The sequence below is a fragment of the Shinella sp. WSD5-1 genome (assembly GCF_963942435.1).
Taxonomy (GTDB): domain Bacteria; phylum Pseudomonadota; class Alphaproteobacteria; order Rhizobiales; family Rhizobiaceae; genus Shinella; species Shinella yambaruensis.
In genome coordinates this window covers 3,271,727-3,290,316 of sequence record NZ_OZ012596.1, presented here as the reverse complement: position 1 = coordinate 3,290,316, position 18,590 = coordinate 3,271,727, and the positions used below count along the sequence as shown (strand labels likewise).

General features: G+C 65.9%; 20 protein-coding genes. 8 read left to right on the top strand and 12 right to left on the bottom strand.

The window, feature by feature from the left end:
- Positions 1-82: 82 nt before the first annotated feature.
- On the bottom strand, positions 83-1,090 hold the full coding sequence (locus AABQ55_RS16230) for a GlxA family transcriptional regulator (protein ID WP_133032976.1): 1,008 nt from the start codon (positions 1,088-1,090) through the stop codon (positions 83-85).
- A 298-nt stretch (positions 1,091-1,388) separates the two neighbouring features.
- Between AABQ55_RS16230 and AABQ55_RS16225 the strand changes: the two genes are divergently transcribed.
- Positions 1,389-1,997 carry a GNAT family N-acetyltransferase gene (locus tag AABQ55_RS16225; protein WP_288077890.1) on the top strand — a complete coding sequence of 203 codons (609 nt, stop codon included), beginning with the start codon at positions 1,389-1,391 and terminating at the stop codon, positions 1,995-1,997.
- A gap of 87 nt (positions 1,998-2,084) precedes the next feature.
- On the opposite strand, the gene AABQ55_RS16220 is transcribed toward AABQ55_RS16225, so the two are convergent.
- Complete coding sequence (locus AABQ55_RS16220) at positions 2,085-2,288, bottom strand: hypothetical protein (RefSeq protein WP_244769495.1); 204 nt, start codon at positions 2,286-2,288, stop codon at positions 2,085-2,087.
- Between the two features lie 105 nt (positions 2,289-2,393).
- The gene (locus AABQ55_RS16215) at positions 2,394-2,612 is read right to left on the bottom strand and encodes a hypothetical protein (protein ID WP_272805732.1); all 219 of its coding nucleotides are present in this window, start codon (positions 2,610-2,612) and stop codon (positions 2,394-2,396) included.
- Between the two features lie 116 nt (positions 2,613-2,728).
- Between AABQ55_RS16215 and AABQ55_RS16210 the strand changes: the two genes are divergently transcribed.
- Positions 2,729-3,646, top strand: coding sequence for a LysR family transcriptional regulator (locus tag AABQ55_RS16210; protein ID WP_244769497.1), 918 nt, complete (start codon positions 2,729-2,731; stop codon positions 3,644-3,646).
- Between the two features lie 194 nt (positions 3,647-3,840).
- Here the strand turns inward: AABQ55_RS16210 and AABQ55_RS16205 are convergent, their stop codons facing one another.
- The 8 genes from AABQ55_RS16205 to AABQ55_RS16170 form a co-directional block, all read right to left on the bottom strand.
- A complete protein-coding gene (locus AABQ55_RS16205) occupies positions 3,841-5,913 on the bottom strand; it encodes an ASKHA domain-containing protein (RefSeq protein WP_272805731.1) in 2,073 nt (690 codons plus the stop codon).
- A gap of 36 nt (positions 5,914-5,949) precedes the next feature.
- Positions 5,950-6,273: a hypothetical protein gene (locus AABQ55_RS16200; RefSeq protein WP_272805730.1), complete on the bottom strand. Its 324-nt coding sequence runs from the start codon at positions 6,271-6,273 to the stop codon at positions 5,950-5,952.
- A gap of 1 nt (position 6,274) precedes the next feature.
- The gene (locus tag AABQ55_RS16195; protein WP_064330372.1) at positions 6,275-7,240 is read right to left on the bottom strand and encodes a methyltetrahydrofolate cobalamin methyltransferase; all 966 of its coding nucleotides are present in this window, start codon (positions 7,238-7,240) and stop codon (positions 6,275-6,277) included.
- 184 nt (positions 7,241-7,424) lie between these two features.
- Positions 7,425-8,519 (bottom strand): methylenetetrahydrofolate reductase, encoded by a 1,095-nt coding sequence (locus AABQ55_RS16190; RefSeq protein WP_272805729.1) that lies wholly within the window; start codon positions 8,517-8,519, stop codon positions 7,425-7,427.
- Positions 8,520-8,522: 3 nt separating this feature from the next.
- A complete protein-coding gene (locus AABQ55_RS16185; protein ID WP_244769502.1) occupies positions 8,523-9,107 on the bottom strand; it encodes a methylenetetrahydrofolate reductase C-terminal domain-containing protein in 585 nt (194 codons plus the stop codon).
- On the bottom strand, positions 9,100-9,402 hold the full coding sequence (locus AABQ55_RS16180) for a virulence factor (protein ID WP_064330369.1): 303 nt from the start codon (positions 9,400-9,402) through the stop codon (positions 9,100-9,102). Before AABQ55_RS16180 ends, AABQ55_RS16185 begins: the two co-directional genes overlap by 8 nt.
- Positions 9,403-9,512: 110 nt before the next feature.
- A complete protein-coding gene (locus AABQ55_RS16175) occupies positions 9,513-10,280 on the bottom strand; it encodes a formyl transferase (RefSeq protein ID WP_272805728.1) in 768 nt (255 codons plus the stop codon).
- A gap of 243 nt (positions 10,281-10,523) precedes the next feature.
- Positions 10,524-11,114, bottom strand: a complete 591-nt coding sequence (locus tag AABQ55_RS16170) for a DUF1638 domain-containing protein (protein WP_272805727.1) — start codon at positions 11,112-11,114, stop codon at positions 10,524-10,526.
- 92 nt (positions 11,115-11,206) lie between these two features.
- Between AABQ55_RS16170 and AABQ55_RS16165 the strand changes: the two genes are divergently transcribed.
- Positions 11,207-11,341 (top strand): entericidin, encoded by a 135-nt coding sequence (locus AABQ55_RS16165; RefSeq protein WP_244769674.1) that lies wholly within the window; start codon positions 11,207-11,209, stop codon positions 11,339-11,341.
- Between the two features lie 51 nt (positions 11,342-11,392).
- On the opposite strand, the gene AABQ55_RS16160 is transcribed toward AABQ55_RS16165, so the two are convergent.
- Positions 11,393-12,088 carry a corrinoid protein gene (locus tag AABQ55_RS16160; protein WP_064330367.1) on the bottom strand — a complete coding sequence of 232 codons (696 nt, stop codon included), beginning with the start codon at positions 12,086-12,088 and terminating at the stop codon, positions 11,393-11,395.
- Between the two features lie 338 nt (positions 12,089-12,426).
- On the opposite strand from AABQ55_RS16160, the gene AABQ55_RS16155 reads away from it, so the two are divergent.
- The 5 genes from AABQ55_RS16155 to AABQ55_RS16135 all read left to right on the top strand — a co-directional run bounded on the left by AABQ55_RS16155 (position 12,427) and on the right by AABQ55_RS16135 (position 18,321).
- Complete coding sequence (locus AABQ55_RS16155) at positions 12,427-14,010, top strand: trimethylamine methyltransferase family protein (protein WP_272805726.1); 1,584 nt, start codon at positions 12,427-12,429, stop codon at positions 14,008-14,010.
- A gap of 107 nt (positions 14,011-14,117) precedes the next feature.
- Complete coding sequence (locus tag AABQ55_RS16150; RefSeq protein WP_272805725.1) at positions 14,118-14,810, top strand: ferredoxin; 693 nt, start codon at positions 14,118-14,120, stop codon at positions 14,808-14,810.
- A 53-nt stretch (positions 14,811-14,863) separates the two neighbouring features.
- Complete coding sequence (locus AABQ55_RS16145) at positions 14,864-15,616, top strand: phosphodiester glycosidase family protein (protein WP_272805724.1); 753 nt, start codon at positions 14,864-14,866, stop codon at positions 15,614-15,616.
- 81 nt (positions 15,617-15,697) lie between these two features.
- Entirely contained in the window at positions 15,698-16,219 is a 522-nt protein-coding gene (locus tag AABQ55_RS16140) for an RNA polymerase sigma factor (RefSeq protein WP_272805723.1), read from the top strand.
- A gap of 14 nt (positions 16,220-16,233) precedes the next feature.
- Positions 16,234-18,321, top strand: coding sequence for a YfbK domain-containing protein (locus tag AABQ55_RS16135; protein ID WP_272805722.1), 2,088 nt, complete (start codon positions 16,234-16,236; stop codon positions 18,319-18,321).
- Positions 18,322-18,590: the final 269 nt, after the last annotated feature.

Below are 18,590 nucleotides of genomic sequence, written 5' to 3'. Positions count from 1 at the left end.
GCGAAAAAGCTCCATCCTCTTGTTTCGCCGTAGTTCCGGACGCAAAACCGCTTCGCACTTTTGCTGGAACTGCTCTAATCGATCAGCGGGCGATGGCCGACAGCGTCAGCTTGCGCTCGGCGCGCTCCTGCTGGGGCGAGCGGTTGTAGAGTTCGCGGTAACACTTGGAGAAGTGCGAGGCGGAGACGAAGCCGCAGGCGACCGCCACTTCCACCACCGGCATCGAGGATTGCACGAGCAGGTGGCGCGCCCGGTCAAGCCGGATCTCGAGATAGTAGCGGGCGGGCGAGCGGCCCATCTCCTGGCGGAACAGCCGCTCGATCTGCCGGCGCGAGAGGTCCGCGCTGTCGGCGATCTCCAGCAGCGACAGCGGCTCGGAGAGGTTGCTCTCCATCAGTTCGATGATCGACAGCACCTTGGCGTTCTGCACGCCGAGGCGGGCGCGCAGCGGCAGGCGCTGGCGGTCGTGCGGCCCGCGCACGCGGTCGGTCAGCGCCTGTTCGCAGACGCGGTTGACGAGGTTCTCGCCGAAATCCTGGTCGATCAGGTTCAGCATCATGTCGAGCGATGCGGTGCCGCCGGCACAGGTATAGATGTTGCTGTCGATCTCGTAGAGGTCGGCATAGACGTCGGCCTGCGGGAAGGCTTCGGCGAAGCCCGGCAGGTTCTCCCAGTGGATCGCGCAGCGCTTGCCGGTGAGCAGGCCCGCCTGGGCGAGCACATGGGCACCGGTGCACAGCGAGCCGACGGCGATGCCGCGGTTGTAGACCTCGCGCAGCCAGGCATTGACCGACTTGTTGGAGAAGTCCTCGACATAGATGCCGGAACAGACCAGCACCATGGAGGGGCGGTTCTCGCCGCCGAGATATTTGCGCTCGTCGGCGAGCGAGGAGTTCACCTCGATGCCGATGCCGCTGGAGGAGAGCACCTGCTGGCCGTCCGTCGAGGCGAGACGCCAGGTATAGGCCTCGTAGCCGAGCATGCGGTTGGCGATGCGCAGGGTCTCGATCGCCGCCGAGAAGGGCAGCATGGAGAAGTTGGGCACCAGGAAGAAGACGAGAGAGCGCTTCTTGACGTTTGGCTTGTTCATCGGAGTGTCCATGCTGGAGGCGCGATGTCGCAATCGTTGCAGGCTGTCCGGCAGGCGCGCTAGTATTTTTGCGACACCGAAAGGGATGGTTACGACTGAATCCCACTGCGTATCGCTGAAATGCCAGTGCCTTCCGGCGGAATTGTGTCCATGCCTTCGCACTTGCACATTTGCGACCCTGCCGCCGGCATCGTCCGATTGCGACAGCTTGCCCCGATACACGGGAACCGCGTCGTTCCGTTTGACAACCACGCCCGCCTCGCGACATAGGAAGCAGGATTTTTGCAGGGTGATGTCGATGCTGCCAGATGGATATTCGGATGTGCCGGCGGGCAAGCTCGCCGCCGTGGTGACCTGCCTTGAAATGCGGGCACCGCCGCCCGAGCGCGCCGATCCCGAACAGGCCGGCATCACGCTCGAGCGCATCGCCCGGCCGGAGATCGCCTGGTATCGCGACCTCTACGGCCGCATCGGTGCCGAATGGCTCTGGGCCTCGCGCCTTGCCATGGCCGAGGCCGATCTCGCCGAAATCCTCCATCACCCGGATGTCGAGGTCCATGCCGTGATGAAGGACGGGCGGGGCGAGGGGCTGCTGGAGCTGGATTTTCGCGAGGCGGGCGTCTGCGAGCTCGCCTTCTTCGGCCTGACGCCGGCGATCATCGGCAATGGAACGGGGCGCTGGCTGATGAACCGGGCGATCGCGCGGGCCTGGTCGCGGGAGGGACATCCGCCGATCCGCCGCTTCTGGGTGCATACCTGCACGCTCGACGCGCCGCAGGCCCTGTCATTCTATATCCGCTCCGGCTTCACGCCCGTGAAGCGTCAGGTGGAGGTCTTCGACGATCCGCGGGTGACGGGCATCCTGCCGGAAACGGTGGCGCCAAAGGTGCCGATCCTGCGGCCATGAAAAAAAACCGCCGGAGGGACGTTTGACGTCAGCTCCGGCGGTGTTCGGCGTCGTCTTCCTTTGGCGGGTTGCCGCTACAGTCGTCCGTCATCGTGTGGTCTTGTCCCACGAACGGAAGCCTATGTCCTTGCGCTGGTCGAAGGACAGGCCTTCCAGCTCGCGCTCGGTGCGATAGCGCCGCCAAGCGGAGACGATCCGTTCGAAGGCATCCCGGACGGGACGGGACAGGCTGCCGGCGTGACGGGTGCCAGACGCACGCCGTACCGGACGATGTTCCAATGCTATTGCCATTTCAGGGTCCTTTCGAGCTTGGGAGGTTTCGAAAGGTCGCGACCTTGATCGTGACTATGTCGTAACCTCATGCATCAATCAAACGAATATATTTGATTGGATTGATCAGTGTTCCTCATGGTTGGCAACGGCCGGCCAGTTGATGTCGTCCTTGAGGTAGGGCGGCAGCTGCGCCAGTTCCTCGGCCGTGTGGCGGGCCGCATTGCGCCGGCGGCGGGCTTCGATCGCGTCGCCCACGAAGCGCCGTATTGCGTAGTAAAATCCGTTTCCACGAACCGTAACGGCGAGATCGGCGCCGTTCGCGTATGATTTCTGCGTATCCATGGCGTTTTTCCTTTCACTCGTTGGCTTGTGAGGTTGACTATCCGCCCATCTCGGTTTTCAATCAAACGAAATGAAGTGACAGTTTGCTTCAGATTTTCTGATCCATGGAGGTAGGCATGAACCTGCTGATGCGCCAGACGCTCCCCTTGCTGGAACTCGACATCCTGAAAACCTTCGTGGCGATTGCCGAGACCGGCAACTTCACCACCGCCGCCGAGACGGTGCACCGCACGCCGTCCGCCGTCTCCATGCAGATCAAGAAGCTGGAAGAACTGCTCGGCTGCACGCTGTTCCGCCGCGATGCGCGCTCCGTGGTGCTGACGCATCATGGCGAGGTGCTGCTCTCCTATGCGCGCCGCCTGATCGCGCTCAGCAACGAGGCGGTGTCGCGCTTCATGATGCCGGAAATGAACGGCGTGGTGCGGCTCGGCGCGCCGGACGACGTCGGCGAGCTCATCCTGCCGGAAGTGCTGCGCCGCTTTGCCGAGACCTATCCGTCGATCGCCGTCAACGTGTCGATCGAGACGAGCGGCAACCTGCGCCGCGCCGTCGCCGAGCGGCGGCTCGACCTTGCCATCTTCAATGCCACCGACGGCACGATCCCCGTTCCGGGCGAGGTCCTGCTCAAGGAACAGCTCGTCTGGGCCGGCAAGAACTGCGGCAATGCGCATCTGAAGAACCCGCTGCCGGTATCGGTCTGGGAAGAGGGCTGCATCTGGCGTGCGCGGGCGCTGGAGGAGCTGAGCCGTTCGGGCCGCGATTTCCGCGTCGCCTATTTCTGTGCCCATCACATGGGCCAGCGCGCCGCGATCCGGGCGGACCTCGCGGTCGCGCCGCTGGCGCGCTTCCTGGTGGGGGACGACATGGTGGCGCTCGGCGAGAAGGACGGCCTGCCGGATCTCGGCCACTACCTGATCGGCCTCGTCGTCAACGAGGAGGCCGAGACGCCGGCGCTCGCCGTGGCGGACTATATCCGCGCCGCCTTCGCCCGCATCGAGCGCCGGCCGATGGACATGCTGCAGGTCGCCTGCTGAGACAGGGGCGGCTGATACCCCTCTCTGCCCTGCCGGGCATCTCCCCCACAAGGGGGGAGATCGGCAGGAGTCGGGCACCTTGCTTAAATCGCATCGCTCAAGATGGGCGAAACGCTGCTCCATCCAATCTCCCCCCTCGTGGGGGAGATGCCCGGCAGGGCAGAGGGGGGCAACTCCGAGCCCGGAGGCCGCCGCTATTCCCTGCTGCGCCGCCTGCGCCGCCCGCCACCTTCGCCGCCGCCGTCGTCGGCCAGCACCTTGCGCTCCGGCAGGGTCACCACCTTGGCAAGCTCCGGGAAGGGGTCCACCTTGTTGGGCAGCGCCATGGCGTTGACGAAGAGCTGCTGGAAGCTGGGCTCCAGCGCCGTCTCGATCTTCTCGATGCGGGCCACGGTGCGCTCGATCTCGCGGCGGTGGTCGCGGTTGAGGAGGGCCATGAGCGCGCCCGTGCCGGCGGCATTGCCGACGGCCTTCACCTCGTCGAGGTCGCAGTCCGGGATGAGGCCGAGCACCATGGCGTATTTCGGATCGATGAAGGAACCGAAGGCGCCGGCGAAGCGGATCGTGTCGACATGGTCGATGCCCTGCTTTTCCATGAGCAGCTTGATGCCGGCATAGAGCGCGGATTTGGCGAGCTGGATGGCGCGGATGTCGTTCTGCGTCACGGTGATGCGCGGTTCGCCGTCGTGCAGGAGATAGGAGAAGGTACGGCCGTTCTGAAGGATGCGCGGGCTCCTCTCCGCCATCGCGCCATCGACCACGCCGTCCTCGGAGATGATGCCGGAGAGATACATTTCCGCGACGACCTCGATGATCGCCGAGCCGCAGATGCCGGTGACGCCGACGCTGGCGGCGGCCTCGGCGAAACCGTCCTCGTCCGACCACTTGTCGACGCCGATGACGCGGAAGCGCGGCTCCAGCGTCGCGGGATCGATGCGCACGCGCTCTATCGCGCCCGGGGCGGCGCGCTGGCCGGAGGAGATTTCCGCGCCCTCGAAGGCAGGTCCCGTGGGCGAGGAGGCGGCAACGACGCGGTTCCTGTTGCCGAGCACGATCTCCGCATTGGTGCCGACATCGACCAGCAGCATCATGCGATCCTGCCGATAGGGGCCCTCGGCGAGGGTCGCGCCAGCGGCATCCGCACCGACATGGCCGGCGATGCAGGGCAGGGTGTAGAGCCGGGCGCCGCGGTTCACCTCGATGTCGAGTTCATGCGCCCAGTATTGCAGCGCGCCCGACACGGCGAGCGCGAAGGGCGCCTGGCCGAGCTCCGTCGGGTCGATGCCGAGGAAGAGGTGGTGCATGATGGGGTTGGCGACGAACACCATGTCGAGGATGTCGTGCCGGTCGACCTCGCCTTCGGCGCAGACCTTGCCGATCAGGCCGTTGACGGCCTCGCGCACCGCCTTCGTCATGGCTTCCCGGCCGTCCGGGTTCATCATGACGTAGGAGACGCGGCTCATCAGGTCTTCGCCGAAGCGGATCTGCGGGTTGGACGTGCCGGAAGAGGCGACGATGCGGCCCGACAGCAGCGAGACGAGATGCATGGCGATGGTCGTCGAGCCGATGTCGCAGGCGATGCCGTAGGCCTCGTTCTTGAGGCCCGGATAGAGGGCGACGATGAAGGGGCGCGATGAATCCATGTCGCGGTGGATGGCGGCGGTGACGCCCCAGTTGCCCTTGCGCAGGATCGACTGCACCTGCGGGATGAGGTGGGGGGCGATGAGCAGGTCCTTCCAGCCCCAGTCCTTCTCCAGCATCACCTTCAGGCGGTCGAGGTCGCCGAGCGGCTTGTGCATGTCCGGCTCGTCCACCTCGACATAGCAGAGCTGGATGGCGGCGTTGCGCTCGATGACGCGATCCGTCGCGGCCTTGCGCACGACCTGCGCGTTGATGACGGTGTCCTGCGGCACGTCGACGACGAGGTCGCCGAGGATGAGGGCGGAACAGGAGAGGCGGCGGCCTTCCGGCAGGCCGCGGATCTTCTCGTAGCGCTCCTCCTTCGGCCCCTTTTCCGAGATATGGTCGAGCGAGGAGACGATCTTGTGCTTGGCGAAATTGCCTTCCTGCACCTCGATCTGACAGCGCCCGCAGGTCGCGCGTCCGCCGCAGACGCTCTCGACATAGACGCCCAGCTTGCGCGCGGCTTCCAGGACCGGCGTGCCGACCGGGAAGCGGCCGCGCTTGCCCGAGGGCATGAAGAGGACGAACGGTTCCTTTGCCGAAGCTTCCGTCATGTTGGTCTCGTTCTCACCTTCGATGCGCATCGGTCGTACTTTCTCTTGGGCGTCAAGCGGCGCATCTCAGCCCTTCTTGGCCGAGAGACGTCGCACATTGCGGCGCACGCGCTTGCCATAGGGTTTCAGCGCGGCTTCGGAGACGGCGCGGGCCGTGGCTTCGGGCGAGGCCGCCGTCATCATGGCCTTGGCAACAGCAAAATTGGCTGCCACGACGCTTTCCGCCGTGGCAGCCATCTTTTCGGTGACCATCCGGGTCATCTCGGCGGTGTTCTGCGTCGATCCCGTCAGCGCCGCCATCTGCATCTCGTGGCAGCGCATGGCGATCACGAGAGGCGCCTCCAGCCAGAGGCTGAAGGCGTCGCGACGAAGCTGGCGCCTGCCGGCCACGTTATTCTCGCGCCGCGCCGGCGCCGGCGCGGGCTGCGCGGCCGCCACGGCGACCGCCGCCGGCTGCCGGTGCTGCGGATGCGGCCGCGACGGCGCCGCCTTCGGCGGGCTTGTGGTCGCGGTAGGTCATGATCCAGTTGGTGCAGTTGGCATCCGTGCCGTTGAGCACGTTGGCGGCGCGCACGGCCTCCATTTCCTGCGGGCGGCAGGGGTTCATGATGGCCGAGGTCATGCCGGCGCCGATGACCATGGGGATGAAGCCGGCATTGATGCCGTGGCGGTGCGGCAGGCCGAAGGAGATGTTGGAAAGGCCGCAGGTCGTGTTGACCTTCAGCTCGTTGCGCAGGCGATAGAGCAGCTGGAAGACCTGGCGGCCGGCATCGCCAAGCGCCCCGATCGGCATGACGAGCGGGTCGACGACGATGTCGTGCGGCTTGATGCCGTGGTCCATGGCGCGCTCGACGATCTTCTTGGCGACGGCGAAACGCACGTCCGGGTCCATGGAGATACCGGTCTCGTCGTTGGAGATCGCGACGACCGGCACGTCGTACTTCTTGACGAGCGGCAGGATGGCTTCGAGCTTCTCCTCCTCGCCGGTGACGGAGTTGACCAGCGGGCGGCCCTTGGCGACCTTCAGGCCGGCCTCGATGGCGGCCGTGACCGACGAGTCGATGGCGAGCGGGATATCGACGAGGCCCTGGACGATCTCCAGCGTCTGCACCAGAAGGCCCGGCTCCGTCTCGTTCGGGTTGACCGAGGTCACGCCCGCATTGATGTCGAGCATGGTGGCGCCGGCGGCGACCTGTTCCAGCGCGTCCTTGATGACGGTCTCGAAATTGCCGGCCTGCATTTCCGCGGCCAGCTTCTTGCGGCCGGTCGGGTTGATGCGTTCGCCGATGACGCAGAAGGGCTGGTCGAAACCGATGACGATTTCGCGGGTGGCCGAGGCGACGATGGTGCGTGTCATATAGGGTCCTCTGGGGCGGGGCGCTGGGTCTGGTCTAGCGCGCGATTTCCGGTGTTGCAATGCTGGCGGCGGGCGGAGAGGAAGCCCCCTCATCCGGCCCATCGGGCCACCTTCTCCCCCTGGGGGAGAAGGTGCCGGCAGGCGGATGAGGGGGATATCTCCAACATAGGCGTTCGTCTTCCGGTCAATGGGGATGATGGGCGGCGGTCTCGGCCATCTGCTGCTGGTTCTGTTCGACGCCCTGGCGGGTCCTTTCGATGCGTTCGGCAACGAGCTGGTCGACCGGGTTCGGCTCGCGCTTCCAGGGCTGGCGGCCCTTCAGCACGCCGGAATCATGCACGATCTCCGCGACATATTCCTCCTGCCGGTAGGCCATGACGTGAATGCCGGAAACGCCCTCGATCTCCTTCACCTCGTTGATGATGTCGATGCAGAGCTGCTTGCCTTCCTTCTTCTGGTCCTGGGCGCCCTCGAGCCGCGCGATGACGGAATCGGGAATGTGGATGCCCGGCACGTTGGAGCGGATCCACTTCGCCGTCTTGGCCGAGGCCATCGGGCCGACGCCGACGAGGATGTAGCATTTCTCGTCGAGGCCGAGGTCGCGCACCTTCTTCATGTATTCGCGGAACATCGGCACGTCGAAGCAGTACTGGCTCTGCACGAACTGCGCGCCGGCCTCGATCTTCTTGGCGAGGCGATAGGGGCGGAAGTCGTAGGGCGGGGCGAAGGGGTTGATCGCCGCGCCGAGGAAGACCTTCGGCGGCGTCGTCAGCTTGCGGCCGGAGAGGAACTTCGAATTGTCGCGCATGATGCGCACGGTCTCGAGCAGCGACATGCAGTCGAGGTCGAAGACCGGCTTTGCGCCGGGTTGGTCGCCGGCCTGCACGCCGTCGCCGGTCAGGCACATGATGTTGCACACGCCCATGGCCGCGCCGCCGAGCACGTCGCCCTGGATGGCGATTCGGTTCTTGTCGCGGCAGGCGATCTGCATGATCGGCGCATAGCCCATGCGGGTGAGCAGCGCGCAGATGCCGACGGAGGACATGTGGCAGTTGGCGCCCGACGCATCGACCGCGTTGATGCCATCCACCCAGCCGTCGAAGACCGCGGCGCGCTCGTAGACGTCTTCCGGATTGGCGCTGTCGGGCGGGTTGAGTTCCGTCGTGACGGCGAATTCGCCGCGGCGCAGCACGCGCTCCAGCCGGCCGAGCGAGGAATGGCCGGGCAGGGGATCGAGCGGCAGGTGCGGGCCGAGCGGGTTTTCATCGATATGCGCCATGGATCAGGCGTCCTTTCCGGCAGCGGCGGCTTCCCTGGCCGCGGCAGCCTCGGCCGTCACGCGCAGCCAGGAGGAGGTTTCGCGCAGCGACTGGTTCACCGGTTTCTGCACGTTCATGATGGCATCCCCCTTCGCCATGTTCTGCGATCCCTTCCAGGCCTGGACCCAGACGCAGGGCATGTCCGGCTCCACTTCGCAATTGCCGTTGGCGCGAACGCCGCCGCAGGGGCCGTTGCGAAGCTGCTTGGGACAGTTCATCGGGCAGGACATGCCCGTGGACGACAGCGCGCATTGGCCGCACATGCGACAGTCGAAGAGAAAACCCTTCACATGGCGTTCGACGAAGGTGATCGGCCGCTCGACGCGCTGGTAGCCGAGAAGCTTCCAGACGGGGTGCAGCAGCAGGAAGCCCTGGGCGAAGCGGTGGTAGAACCACTCGAAGAAGCGGGAATGGCGCACGGCCCACAGGCGGACGGTGTATTTGTGCCGGGCCCGGCGGCTCGGCGACACACCGGCCGGGGTGAAGGCGCCGGTGGCGGCCTTCTTGGCGGGGGCGGCATTGCCCGGTTTCTGGACGGCGTCAGCCATTGTCGCGGCCTCCGGCCTTGACGAGGGCGACGAGCCGCTCGCGGTCATAGGCGGCTTCCAGCTCGGCCGCGGCCCTGTCGGCTTCCGCCTCCAGGTCGTCGGAGACCGGAACGGGATCGGCCTTGCGCCATTCGGCGAGGTAGTCGTCCGTTTCGGCCGCGCCGGTGCGCATGGCGCACATGTCGATCGCCTCGGTGAAGCGCAGCGACAGTTCCCGCTTGGCGCTCGTGCGGCCCTTCTTGATGATGACCTGGGCGGGGATGTCGCGCCAGTAGACGATGATGCGGTCTGCCATGTCGAAAATTCTCCTCGCGCTGACAATGCGGTCTGGCCGCGCCGCGGGCTTCACTCGCCACGACTGCCCCATGCTCAAAAACGACGCGGGATTCGACTATACAGAAGGTTTTACCAGATGCCGCGGGTCACGCCGTTCCAGAGCCAGGTCCAGATTGGCGGATGATACCATTGCCGCGAGGGCGCCGCTATTTTCAATGGCTTGAGATTGCCGGCCGCCGCATTGCGCATCGCCTCGACGATGATGCCGGTCGAGGCCGCCGTCTGGAGCAGCGGATAGGTGTGCATCGTGTCGCGTTTGGAAGGTTTGACGCGCTGCTGGTAGAGCACGTCGCCGGTGTCGACGCCGGGATCGACAAGATGCACGGTGGCGCCGAAATTCTCCTCGTCGCGCGCGATGCGCGCCCAGTAGCCGCCCTGCAGGCCGCGATATTGCGGGTTGATGCCGGCGTGGAAGTTGAGGACGGGGCAGGGGATCGCGGCAAGCGTTTGCGCCTTCATCATGCGGCAGCTGACGAGGAGCAGCGCCGCCGGGTGGATTTTCCCGAGTGCTTCGAGAAGTTCGGGGCTGTTGGCGGAGGGTACTGCTATGCGGCGAATTTGCGAATCGGGCGAGGGGTTTACGCCGAACTCCTCGATGATTTCCTGAGCGCGTTTCGTGGTGAAGCGCTTGCCGTATTTCGAGACGACCATGGTCGCGAGCTGGCCGAGCGCCTGCACCCAGCCGAGCTTCTTCGCCCGGCGCCGGATGAAGAGCTTTTTCGATTCGGGCTGTTCCTCGATGACGACGAGGCTCGGGAAAGCGGCCTTGAGGGCGTTGACGACGATTTCCGGGTTGGGGCCGGGCTGGATCAGGAGGGCGATGGTCGGTGCCGTCATCGAGGAGCCTATGCATTTGCGTCCGCCCCTCATCCGGCTGCCGCCACCTTCTCCCCGCAAGCGGGGAGAAGGAAATGCCGCGTCGGTTTCCTCAATCATGACCGGTTCGTCGGGCACGTTCCCTCTCCCCGCTTGGGGGGGGGAGGGTTAGGGTGAGGGGCAATTTCGGCCGACACTGTCGCGCGCGGAGTTTATCGCCGTCTTAAGGCAAGGCGGCATCCGGCCGGATTGGCTAACCGTTCCTTACCGCGCGCGCAAAAGCTCGCCCGTCAGGTCGCCGTAGCCGGTGAAGCGGTATTCGTAGGCGAGGCCGAGATAGTCCGCCGCCTCCTTCGCCTTCTGCTGCAGGCCCTCGTCCTCGACCTGCGAGAGATAGACGAGCTTCTCGTAATTGCCGAAATACATGTCCTTCAGCTGCGGATAACGGTCGAGGCCGAGCGGTTCGATGACGAAGGCGCGGAACTGGCGGGCGAGGAAATCGGTGAGGAAGAAGGAGGTGACGTCGTCGTCCTTGGCCGCAAAGGCCTCGTTGCCGGCGAAGAAGGAGTAACAGTGCGGGCCGGCGATGCGCTCGACGCCCTCGCGCTCGCAGAGCCGGTCGAGCAGGCCGCCGGTGCCGCAATCCGCATAGCCGACGAAGATGCGCGAAAACCCCTCGGCGCGCGCTTCGGCGACCGCCTGCTCCACGCCGGGGGTGATCTTTTCCGGATGGGCGTGCCAGATGGCGGGAAGACAGAGAAGGTCGATATGGGAAAGACCGTTCGCCTCGCGGATTGCGAGGACCTCGCGGGCGATGGCGCCGCAGGCGATGACGCGAACTTTTTCCGCGTTCATGCGTTTACCGGTGGGATTTCCATCCCGAAGTTCTGCGTCAACCACATCCATGAAAAGGGACTCCAATCATGACTGGGACGAACCTGACCCGTATGACCATCGTTCTCGCCGCGCTCCTGGCGCTCAGCGCCTGCGGCAACACCATTCGCGGCATGGGGCGGGATACGGCCAATGCCGTGGATGCGACGCAGGCCGCCGGCCAGGACATCGACAACGCCGCAAACTAAAGGTCGTCAGCAGACGGCGCCGATTCAAGACCGGCGCCGTCGAATTCACGATCAGCCGGCAAGCATGTTGTGCTTGCGCTTCATGAATTCCTTGGCGGTTTCCACGGCCACGGCCGCATCGCGGCAGTAGGCGTCGGCGCCGACGGCCTTGCCGAATTCCTCGTTCAGCGGCGCGCCGCCGACAAGAACGACGTAGTCGTCGCGCAGGCCCTTTTCCTTCATCGTGTCGATGACGACCTTCATATAGGGCATGGTGGTCGTCAGCAGCGCCGACATGCCGAGGATGTCCGGCTGCTCGCGCTCGATGGCTTCGAGATAGTTCTCGACCGGGTTGTTGATGCCGAGGTCGATGACGTCGAAGCCGGCGCCTTCCATCATCATGCCGACGAGGTTCTTGCCGATGTCGTGGATGTCGCCCTTGACGGTGCCGATGACCATCTTGCCCTGCTTCGGCGCGCCGGTGGCGGCGAGCAGCGGGCGCAGGATCGCCATGCCGGCCTTCATCGCATTGGCCGAGAGCAGAACTTCCGGCACGAAGAGGATGCCGTCGCGGAAATCGACGCCGACGATGCGCATGCCTTCGACGAGCGCCTGGGTCAGGACGTCGTAAGGTGCCCAGCCACGCTCGAGCAGGATGTTGGTTCCTTCCTCGATTTCCTCCTTCAGGCCGTCGTAGAGGTCGTCGTGCATCTGCTGCACGAGCTCTTCGTCGGAGAGATCGGCGAGAATGATTTCGTCGTCGGACATGTTGTTTCCTCGTCTCCAGTGGCGCTGCGGGCGGCAGGCTCGTCGTACAAGAAATATCCTTCCTCTTGCGCGGACCTGATTTCGAAAGCGACGTCGCATATGGTGAAAAGCGACCCGCCGGACGCTTCTGTCATCCATAACGCGTAAAGCCGTGAATTGACAGTGCAAACCGAGGGATGGCGCTACGATCGCCGTCGCAATCCGGCTATAGTCGCCACGGTGCCGATATCCAGCGTGCGCCACCGCTTGGCGCTTTGAGAACCGTCCCGCCCCGGCGGCTTGCTAGCATAGGACGAGAGGCGCTTCTCCAGCGCCGGAAGAACAAGGAAAGACGGATCATGAGCGAGGACATTCAGCAGGTGGCAAGCGAGGGCGCCAGTGAAGGCGGCGGACGCCGGTCGCGTGAGGGGCGCGGTGCCGCCGCGCGGCGCGCATCGCGCACGGGAGGCGGTCCGGGCCCCTCGCTGCCCTACATCACCCGCAAGATCAAGGAATACGAGGTCCTCGACGAGGAAGGCCTGCAGCTCATCGAGGCGAATGCCGACCGGGTGCTGGAGGAGATCGGCATCGAGTTCCGCGAGGATCCGGAAGCGCTCCAGCTCTGGAAGGAAGCCGGCGCCGACGTCAAGGGCGAACGCGTGCACTTTCCGAAGGGCCTTTGCCGCGAGCTCCTGAAGACCGCGCCGTCCAGCTTCACCTGGCATGCCCGCAATCCCGAGCGCAGCGTGCATATCGGCGGCAAGGCCACCGTCTTCGTGCCGGTCTACGGCCCGCCCTTCGTGCGCGACCTCGAAGGCAACCGCCGCTATGCGACGATCGAGGATTTCCGCAACTTCGTGAAGCTCGCCTATATGGCGCCGTCCATGCACTCCTCCGGCGGCACGGTCTGCGAGCCGGTGGACGTTCCGGTGAACAAGCGTCACCTGGACATGGTCTACAGCCATATCAAATATTCCGACAAGCCGTTCATGGGCTCGGTTACCGCGCCGGAACGCGCGGAAGACTCGATCGCCATGGCCAAGATCGTCTTCGGCGACGAGTTCGTCGAAAACAACACGGTCATGATGAACCTCATCAACGCCAACTCGCCGATGGTCTTCGACGAGACCATGGTGGGCGCTCTGAAGGTCTATGCGCGGCATAACCAGGCCTGCGTCGTCTCGCCGTTCATCCTGTCGGGCGCGATGAGCCCGGTGACGGTTGCCGGCACGCTGACGCAGATCCTGGCCGAGGTTCTCGCCGGCGCTTCCTTCACCCAGCTCATCCGTAAGGGCGCTCCGGTATTGTTCGGCACCTTCGCCGCCTCGATCTCCATGCAGTCGGGCGCGCCGACCTTCGGCTCGCCCGAGCCTTCGCTCGTTTCCTACGGCGCGGCGCAGCTTGCCCGCCGTCTCGGCATTCCGTTCCGGACCGGCGGTTCGCTCTGCGGCTCGAAGATCCCGGATGCGCAGGCTGCCCACGAATCGGCCAACACGCTGAACATGACGCTGCTTGCCGGCACGAACTTCGTGCTGCATGCGGCCGGCTGGCTGGAAGGCGGCCTCGTCGCCTCCTACGAAAAGTTCATGATCGACCAGGACCAGCTCGGCATGCAGCAGAAGTTCGCCGAGGGCATCGACCTTTCGGAGAATGCGCAGGCGCTCGATGCGATCCGCGAGGTCGGCCCGGGCAGCCACTATCTCGGCTGCGCCCATACCCAGGCCAACTTCCAGACCGCCTTCTACCGCTCGCCGCTCGCCGACAACAACTCGTTCGAGCAGTGGGAGATCGAAGGCCAGAAGCGCATCGAGGACCGCGCCAACGCGCTCTGCCGCACCTGGCTGGAGAGCTACGAGGCGCCCTATCTCGACCCGGCGATCGACGAGGCGCTGCTCGCCTACGTCAAGAGCCGCAAGGACTCGATGCCGGACGCCTTCACCTGAAAGGGTCCCGATCGCGCCAGGGAGCAAGGCGGAGCAACGCGGGTGGCGGACATGATCCAGAAGGAAGTCTGGCGTCCCCACTATGAACTCAAGGGGGACGTGACCCGGTGAGGGGGCGTCGCCCCGATCTCGATACGATCCGTGCGGCTCTGAAGCCGCACGGTCTTTTTTTGCGCGGCACCGTGAACTTCGCCGGGGACGAGGCGGCACCGGACCTTGCGGATGGCCGCCCTGCGGCCAGCGTCGCGCTCGTCGGCAATATCGGCAGCTCGATCTGGCCGGCCTTTTCGCGCTGGCGGGCCGAGCGGGCGGATCGCGGCGGCCCTGACCCGCTCGACGCCTGGTCGAAAGAGGTCGTCCAGGCCGTCGCTGCGGCGGCCGGCGCGACCGCCTGGTTTCCCTCCGATCCGCCCTGGCAGCCGTTCCAGCGCTGGGCGATGCGCGCGGAAGGCCTGAAGGCCTCGCCGCTCGGCATCCTCATCCACCCCGTCTACGGCCTCTGGCACGGCTATCGCGGCGCGCTCGGCTTTTCGATGCCGGTCGCGGATGCGCCTCTGCGCGCCGCGCCGCACCCCTGTGAGCACTGTCGCGACAAGCCGTGCCTGACGGCCTGTCCCGCCGGTGCCGTCCGTCTCGACATGTTCGACGTGCCCGCCTGCCGGGCGCATCTGCGCATGCCGGCGGGGCAGGGCGGCTGCATGGTCGCCGGCTGCCTTTCCCGCGCGGCCTGTCCCGTGGGGGCGGCCTATCGTTACGACGAGGCCCAGCTTCGCTTTCACATGGCGGCGCTGTCGCTTTGATCTTTTGTCGGGCCTGCTGCTAAATTCGCCGCATTGCCGGCGGAGCCAGGGGCATGCGCGCCCTTCTGTTCCTTTCCTTCCTTCTTGCCGCCCTGACCTTGCGGAGCGTTGCCATGGCCGAACCGCCGAAATGCGCCGAGATCGAGCATCTTTCCGGCCGCTACACCGTCTGCACCTTCGACCCCGCGCAGGAGACGATCCGGCTCTTCGGCGCGGCGACGCTCGCCAGCCGCGGCGCGCGCTATGACCAGCTCAACACCCACCTCCTGCGCAACGGTCAGCACATGACCTTCGCCATGAACGGCGGCATGTATCACCCCGACTACGGGCCGGTCGGCCTGCTGGTGGAAGGGGGGCGGGAGGCGGGCGCGCTCAACCGGGGCGATGCGTTCGGCAATTTCTTCCTCAAGCCGAACGGCGTGTTCTGGGTTGGCGAGGGCGGGGCCGGCGTGATGGAGACGGAGGCCTTCGCCAGGGCGGGGCTTTCGCCGCGCGAGGCGACGCAGTCCGGGCCGATGCTGGTCATCGACGGCAAGATCCATCCGCGGTTCCTTGCCGACGGCACGAGCCTGCAGATCCGCAACGGCGTCGGCAGCCTTCCCGACGGGCGGATCGCCTTCGTCATCTCGAACGATCCGGTCCGGTTCCACGACTTCGCGACGCTCTTCCGCGACCGGCTGCACAGCCGCAACGCGCTTTTCCTCGATGGCAGCATTTCCAGCCTCTACGCCCCGGAAATCCGGCGTCACGACCGCAATGCCGTGATGGGCATCATCATCGCCGTCGTGAAAAATCTGCCCTGGTGAGAAATTTTTTCGGAAGGGCACCCAAGGATCGTCGCCCGACGCACGTCTGAAAGGATAGTGCACAGCAATCGGGATGGACCCGTGGAAACAGAACTCGTCGAAAAGGCGGCATCGGGCGACAGGCAGGCTTTCGCCGCGCTTGTCGAGAGCCGCTATGATTTCATCCATGCCGTCGCCTGGCGGTGGTGCGGCGACCGGCAGGATGCCGAGGACGTGGCGCAGGAGGTCTGCATGCGCCTTGCAAGCGCCATCCGCGGCTTCAAGGGCGCGAGCCGCTTCGGTACCTGGCTCTATACGGTGACGCTGAACGCCGCGCGCGACCAGCTGCGCAAGCGGCGCCGGGCCGAATGGCGCGACGCCGCCTATCTGCGCGAACAGGCGGTGCTCGACGGCGCCCCCGCGGAGGACGGCAACGAGGAACTCTGGCAGGCGGTGCGCCAGTTGCCCGAAAAGCAGCGCGACGCCGTGCTGCTGATCTATGGCGAAGGCCTCAGCCATGCGGCCGCGGCCGATGTGCTCGGCTGCGCCGAAACGACGATTTCCTGGCATGTGCACGAGGCCCGCAAGCGCCTGAAGGTGCTCTTGCGCGATGCGGCCGCGTGACGGAAGGACAGACGATGAGTGATCTCGACCTCGAAAAACTCGCCCGCGACAGGGCCCCTGCCGCCGACCCCGCGGCCCGCGCCCGCGCGCTCGCCGCCGCCATGGAGGCGTTCGACGGCGCGGAAAAAAATGCGGCCAGCCCCCAAGGATCGTCCGCAGGCGGGCGTCAAAGCTCCATCTTCAACCGGATATGGAGCCCCATCATGAACCGCAGACTTCTCGCCGGCTCGGCCCTTGCCACGCTGCTCGTCGTGCCCGTCGCCGGCCTCGTGACCTATGAACTGGTGAACAACGGCACCGTGCCGCTCACCGTGACGACGGAGGTCGCCGAAACGTCCGGCGGCCAGGATCTGCGCGCCCGCCAGCAGGAAGCCAAGAAGACCACGCCGAACGCCGGCGAGCTTTCCGCGGCCCTGCAAAGCGGCGAGGCCCGGGACGGCAGCGCAGGGCAGGCGACCGGGGCGGAGGCGAAAGCGGAGGCCGCGCAGCCGACCGACAGGCTGGCTGCCGAGCCTGTTCCGCTTGCCGAAGGCCGGGAAGAGGAGGCCGTCGCGGCCGCGCCGGATTCCTTTGCGCTGGGCGAGGCGGTCGCCACGCAGTCGCTCAGCCGCGCCATCACGCAGCCCTCCGCGACGGCGGACGCCATCGCGATGCCCGTGCCCGCGGAGGACCGCGAGCGTTTCGCCTCGGCCGATCCCAACCCGGTCAAGAGCGTCGCCACCGATCCGGTCTCGACCTTCTCCGCCGATGTCGATACGGCGTCCTATTCCTATGTGCGTCGCGCCCTGCTCGGCGGCGGCCTGCCGGACCGGGAGGCCGTTCGGGTGGAGGAACTGGTCAACTACTTCCCCTATGACTGGAAGGGGCCGGAGACGGCGGAAAAGCCGTTCAACGCCACCGTCACCGTCCTGCCGACGCCGTGGAACAAGGATACCGAATTGCTGCATATCGGCATCAAGGGGTTCGATACGGCGGCGACGGCGCAGCCTGCCGCCAACCTCGTCTTCCTCATCGACGTTTCCGGCTCGATGAACGAGCCGGACAAGCTGCCGCTCCTGAAGGGCGCCTTCCGCCTGCTGGTCGGCAAGCTGAAGGACACGGACACCGTCTCCATCGTGACCTATGCCGGCAATGCCGGCGTGGTGCTGGAGCCGACCGCGGCGAAGGACCGGCAGAAGATCCTCGACGCCATCGACACGCTGCAGCCGGGCGGCTCGACGGCGGGCGCGGAGGGCATCGAGACGGCCTACCGGCTGGCCGAGAAAGCCTTCAAGACGGATGGCGTCAACCGCGTCATGCTGGCGACGGACGGCGACTTCAACGTCGGCCCGGCAAGCGACGACGACCTGAAGCGCATCATCGAGGAACGGCGCAAGAGCGGCATCTTCCTCTCCGTGCTCGGCTTCGGCCGCGGCAACTACAATGACGGCATGATGCAGACGCTGGCGCAGAACGGCAACGGCACGGCCGCCTATATCGACACGCTGGCCGAGGCGCAGAAGACGCTGGTGGAGGAGGCGGGCGCCTCGCTCTTCCCCATCGCCAAGGACGTCAAGTTCCAGATCGAGTTCAACCCCGAGCGCATCGCCGAATACCGCCTGATCGGCTACGAGACCCGCGTGCTCAACCGCGAGGATTTCAACAACGACAAGGTGGATGCGGGCGACATCGGCTCCGGCCACCGGGTGACGGCGATCTACGAGGTGACGCCGAAGGGCAGCCCCGCCGTGCTGAACGACCCGCTGCGCTACGGCAAGGAGAACGCGGCAGCGGCGCCCGTGGCCGAGAGCGGCGAGCTCGCCTTCCTGAAGATGCGCTGGAAGAAGCCGGATGGCGACACGAGCGAACTCGCCACCCTGCCGGTGACCGATGCCAATGCCGTCGCCGACGTGAACGCCGCCGCGCCGGATGTGCGCTTCTCCGTCGCCGTCGCCGCCTTCGGGCAGAAGCTGAAGGGCGTGAGCGCCCTGCAGGACTATGCCTACGGCTCGATCCTCGGCCTTGCGGAAGCGGCGAAGGGCAACGACCCGTTCGGCTATCGTGCGGAGTTCCTGAAGCTCGTCCAGCTCGCCGGCGGCCTTTCCGGCGAGAAGGCGCAATAGGGCAGGCCGCCTTGCCTCAGGCCCGCCGGACTTTGTCCTTGCGGGCAGAGGCAATCGGTACTCCCTCTGCCCCACCGGCCATCTCCCTTTGAGGGCAAGGGATTCGCGCATAGGGGCAGGACGATGCCGCGACCCCTTCTCCCCCGGGGGGAGAAGGTGGCCCGAAGGGTCGGATGAGGGGGTGAGGCAGGTGCGATATTGCAATCATTTACGCCTTCGGTCTCCCCCTCATCCGCCTGCCGGCACCTTCTCCCCCTGGGGGAGAAGGG

Coding starts and splice junctions, on each gene's coding strand:
- AABQ55_RS16225 (WP_288077890.1), top strand. CDS start 1,389: ATGCTGCCAGATGGATATTCGGATGTGCCGGCGGGCAAGCTCGCCGCC.
- AABQ55_RS16210 (WP_244769497.1), top strand. CDS start 2,729: ATGAACCTGCTGATGCGCCAGACGCTCCCCTTGCTGGAACTCGACATC.
- AABQ55_RS16230 (WP_133032976.1), bottom strand. CDS start 1,090: ATGAACAAGCCAAACGTCAAGAAGCGCTCTCTCGTCTTCTTCCTGGTG.
- AABQ55_RS16195 (WP_064330372.1), bottom strand. CDS start 7,240: ATGACACGCACCATCGTCGCCTCGGCCACCCGCGAAATCGTCATCGGT.
- AABQ55_RS16165 (WP_244769674.1), top strand. CDS start 11,207: ATGACCATCGTTCTCGCCGCGCTCCTGGCGCTCAGCGCCTGCGGCAAC.
- AABQ55_RS16145 (WP_272805724.1), top strand. CDS start 14,864: ATGCGCGCCCTTCTGTTCCTTTCCTTCCTTCTTGCCGCCCTGACCTTG.
- AABQ55_RS16155 (WP_272805726.1), top strand. CDS start 12,427: ATGAGCGAGGACATTCAGCAGGTGGCAAGCGAGGGCGCCAGTGAAGGC.
- AABQ55_RS16190 (WP_272805729.1), bottom strand. CDS start 8,519: ATGGCGCATATCGATGAAAACCCGCTCGGCCCGCACCTGCCGCTCGAT.
- AABQ55_RS16180 (WP_064330369.1), bottom strand. CDS start 9,402: ATGGCAGACCGCATCATCGTCTACTGGCGCGACATCCCCGCCCAGGTC.
- AABQ55_RS16175 (WP_272805728.1), bottom strand. CDS start 10,280: ATGACGGCACCGACCATCGCCCTCCTGATCCAGCCCGGCCCCAACCCG.
- AABQ55_RS16185 (WP_244769502.1), bottom strand. CDS start 9,107: ATGGCTGACGCCGTCCAGAAACCGGGCAATGCCGCCCCCGCCAAGAAG.
- AABQ55_RS16220 (WP_244769495.1), bottom strand. CDS start 2,288: ATGGCAATAGCATTGGAACATCGTCCGGTACGGCGTGCGTCTGGCACC.
- AABQ55_RS16215 (WP_272805732.1), bottom strand. CDS start 2,612: ATGGATACGCAGAAATCATACGCGAACGGCGCCGATCTCGCCGTTACG.
- AABQ55_RS16135 (WP_272805722.1), top strand. CDS start 16,234: ATGAGTGATCTCGACCTCGAAAAACTCGCCCGCGACAGGGCCCCTGCC.
- AABQ55_RS16160 (WP_064330367.1), bottom strand. CDS start 12,088: ATGTCCGACGACGAAATCATTCTCGCCGATCTCTCCGACGAAGAGCTC.
- AABQ55_RS16205 (WP_272805731.1), bottom strand. CDS start 5,913: ATGCGCATCGAAGGTGAGAACGAGACCAACATGACGGAAGCTTCGGCA.
- AABQ55_RS16170 (WP_272805727.1), bottom strand. CDS start 11,114: ATGAACGCGGAAAAAGTTCGCGTCATCGCCTGCGGCGCCATCGCCCGC.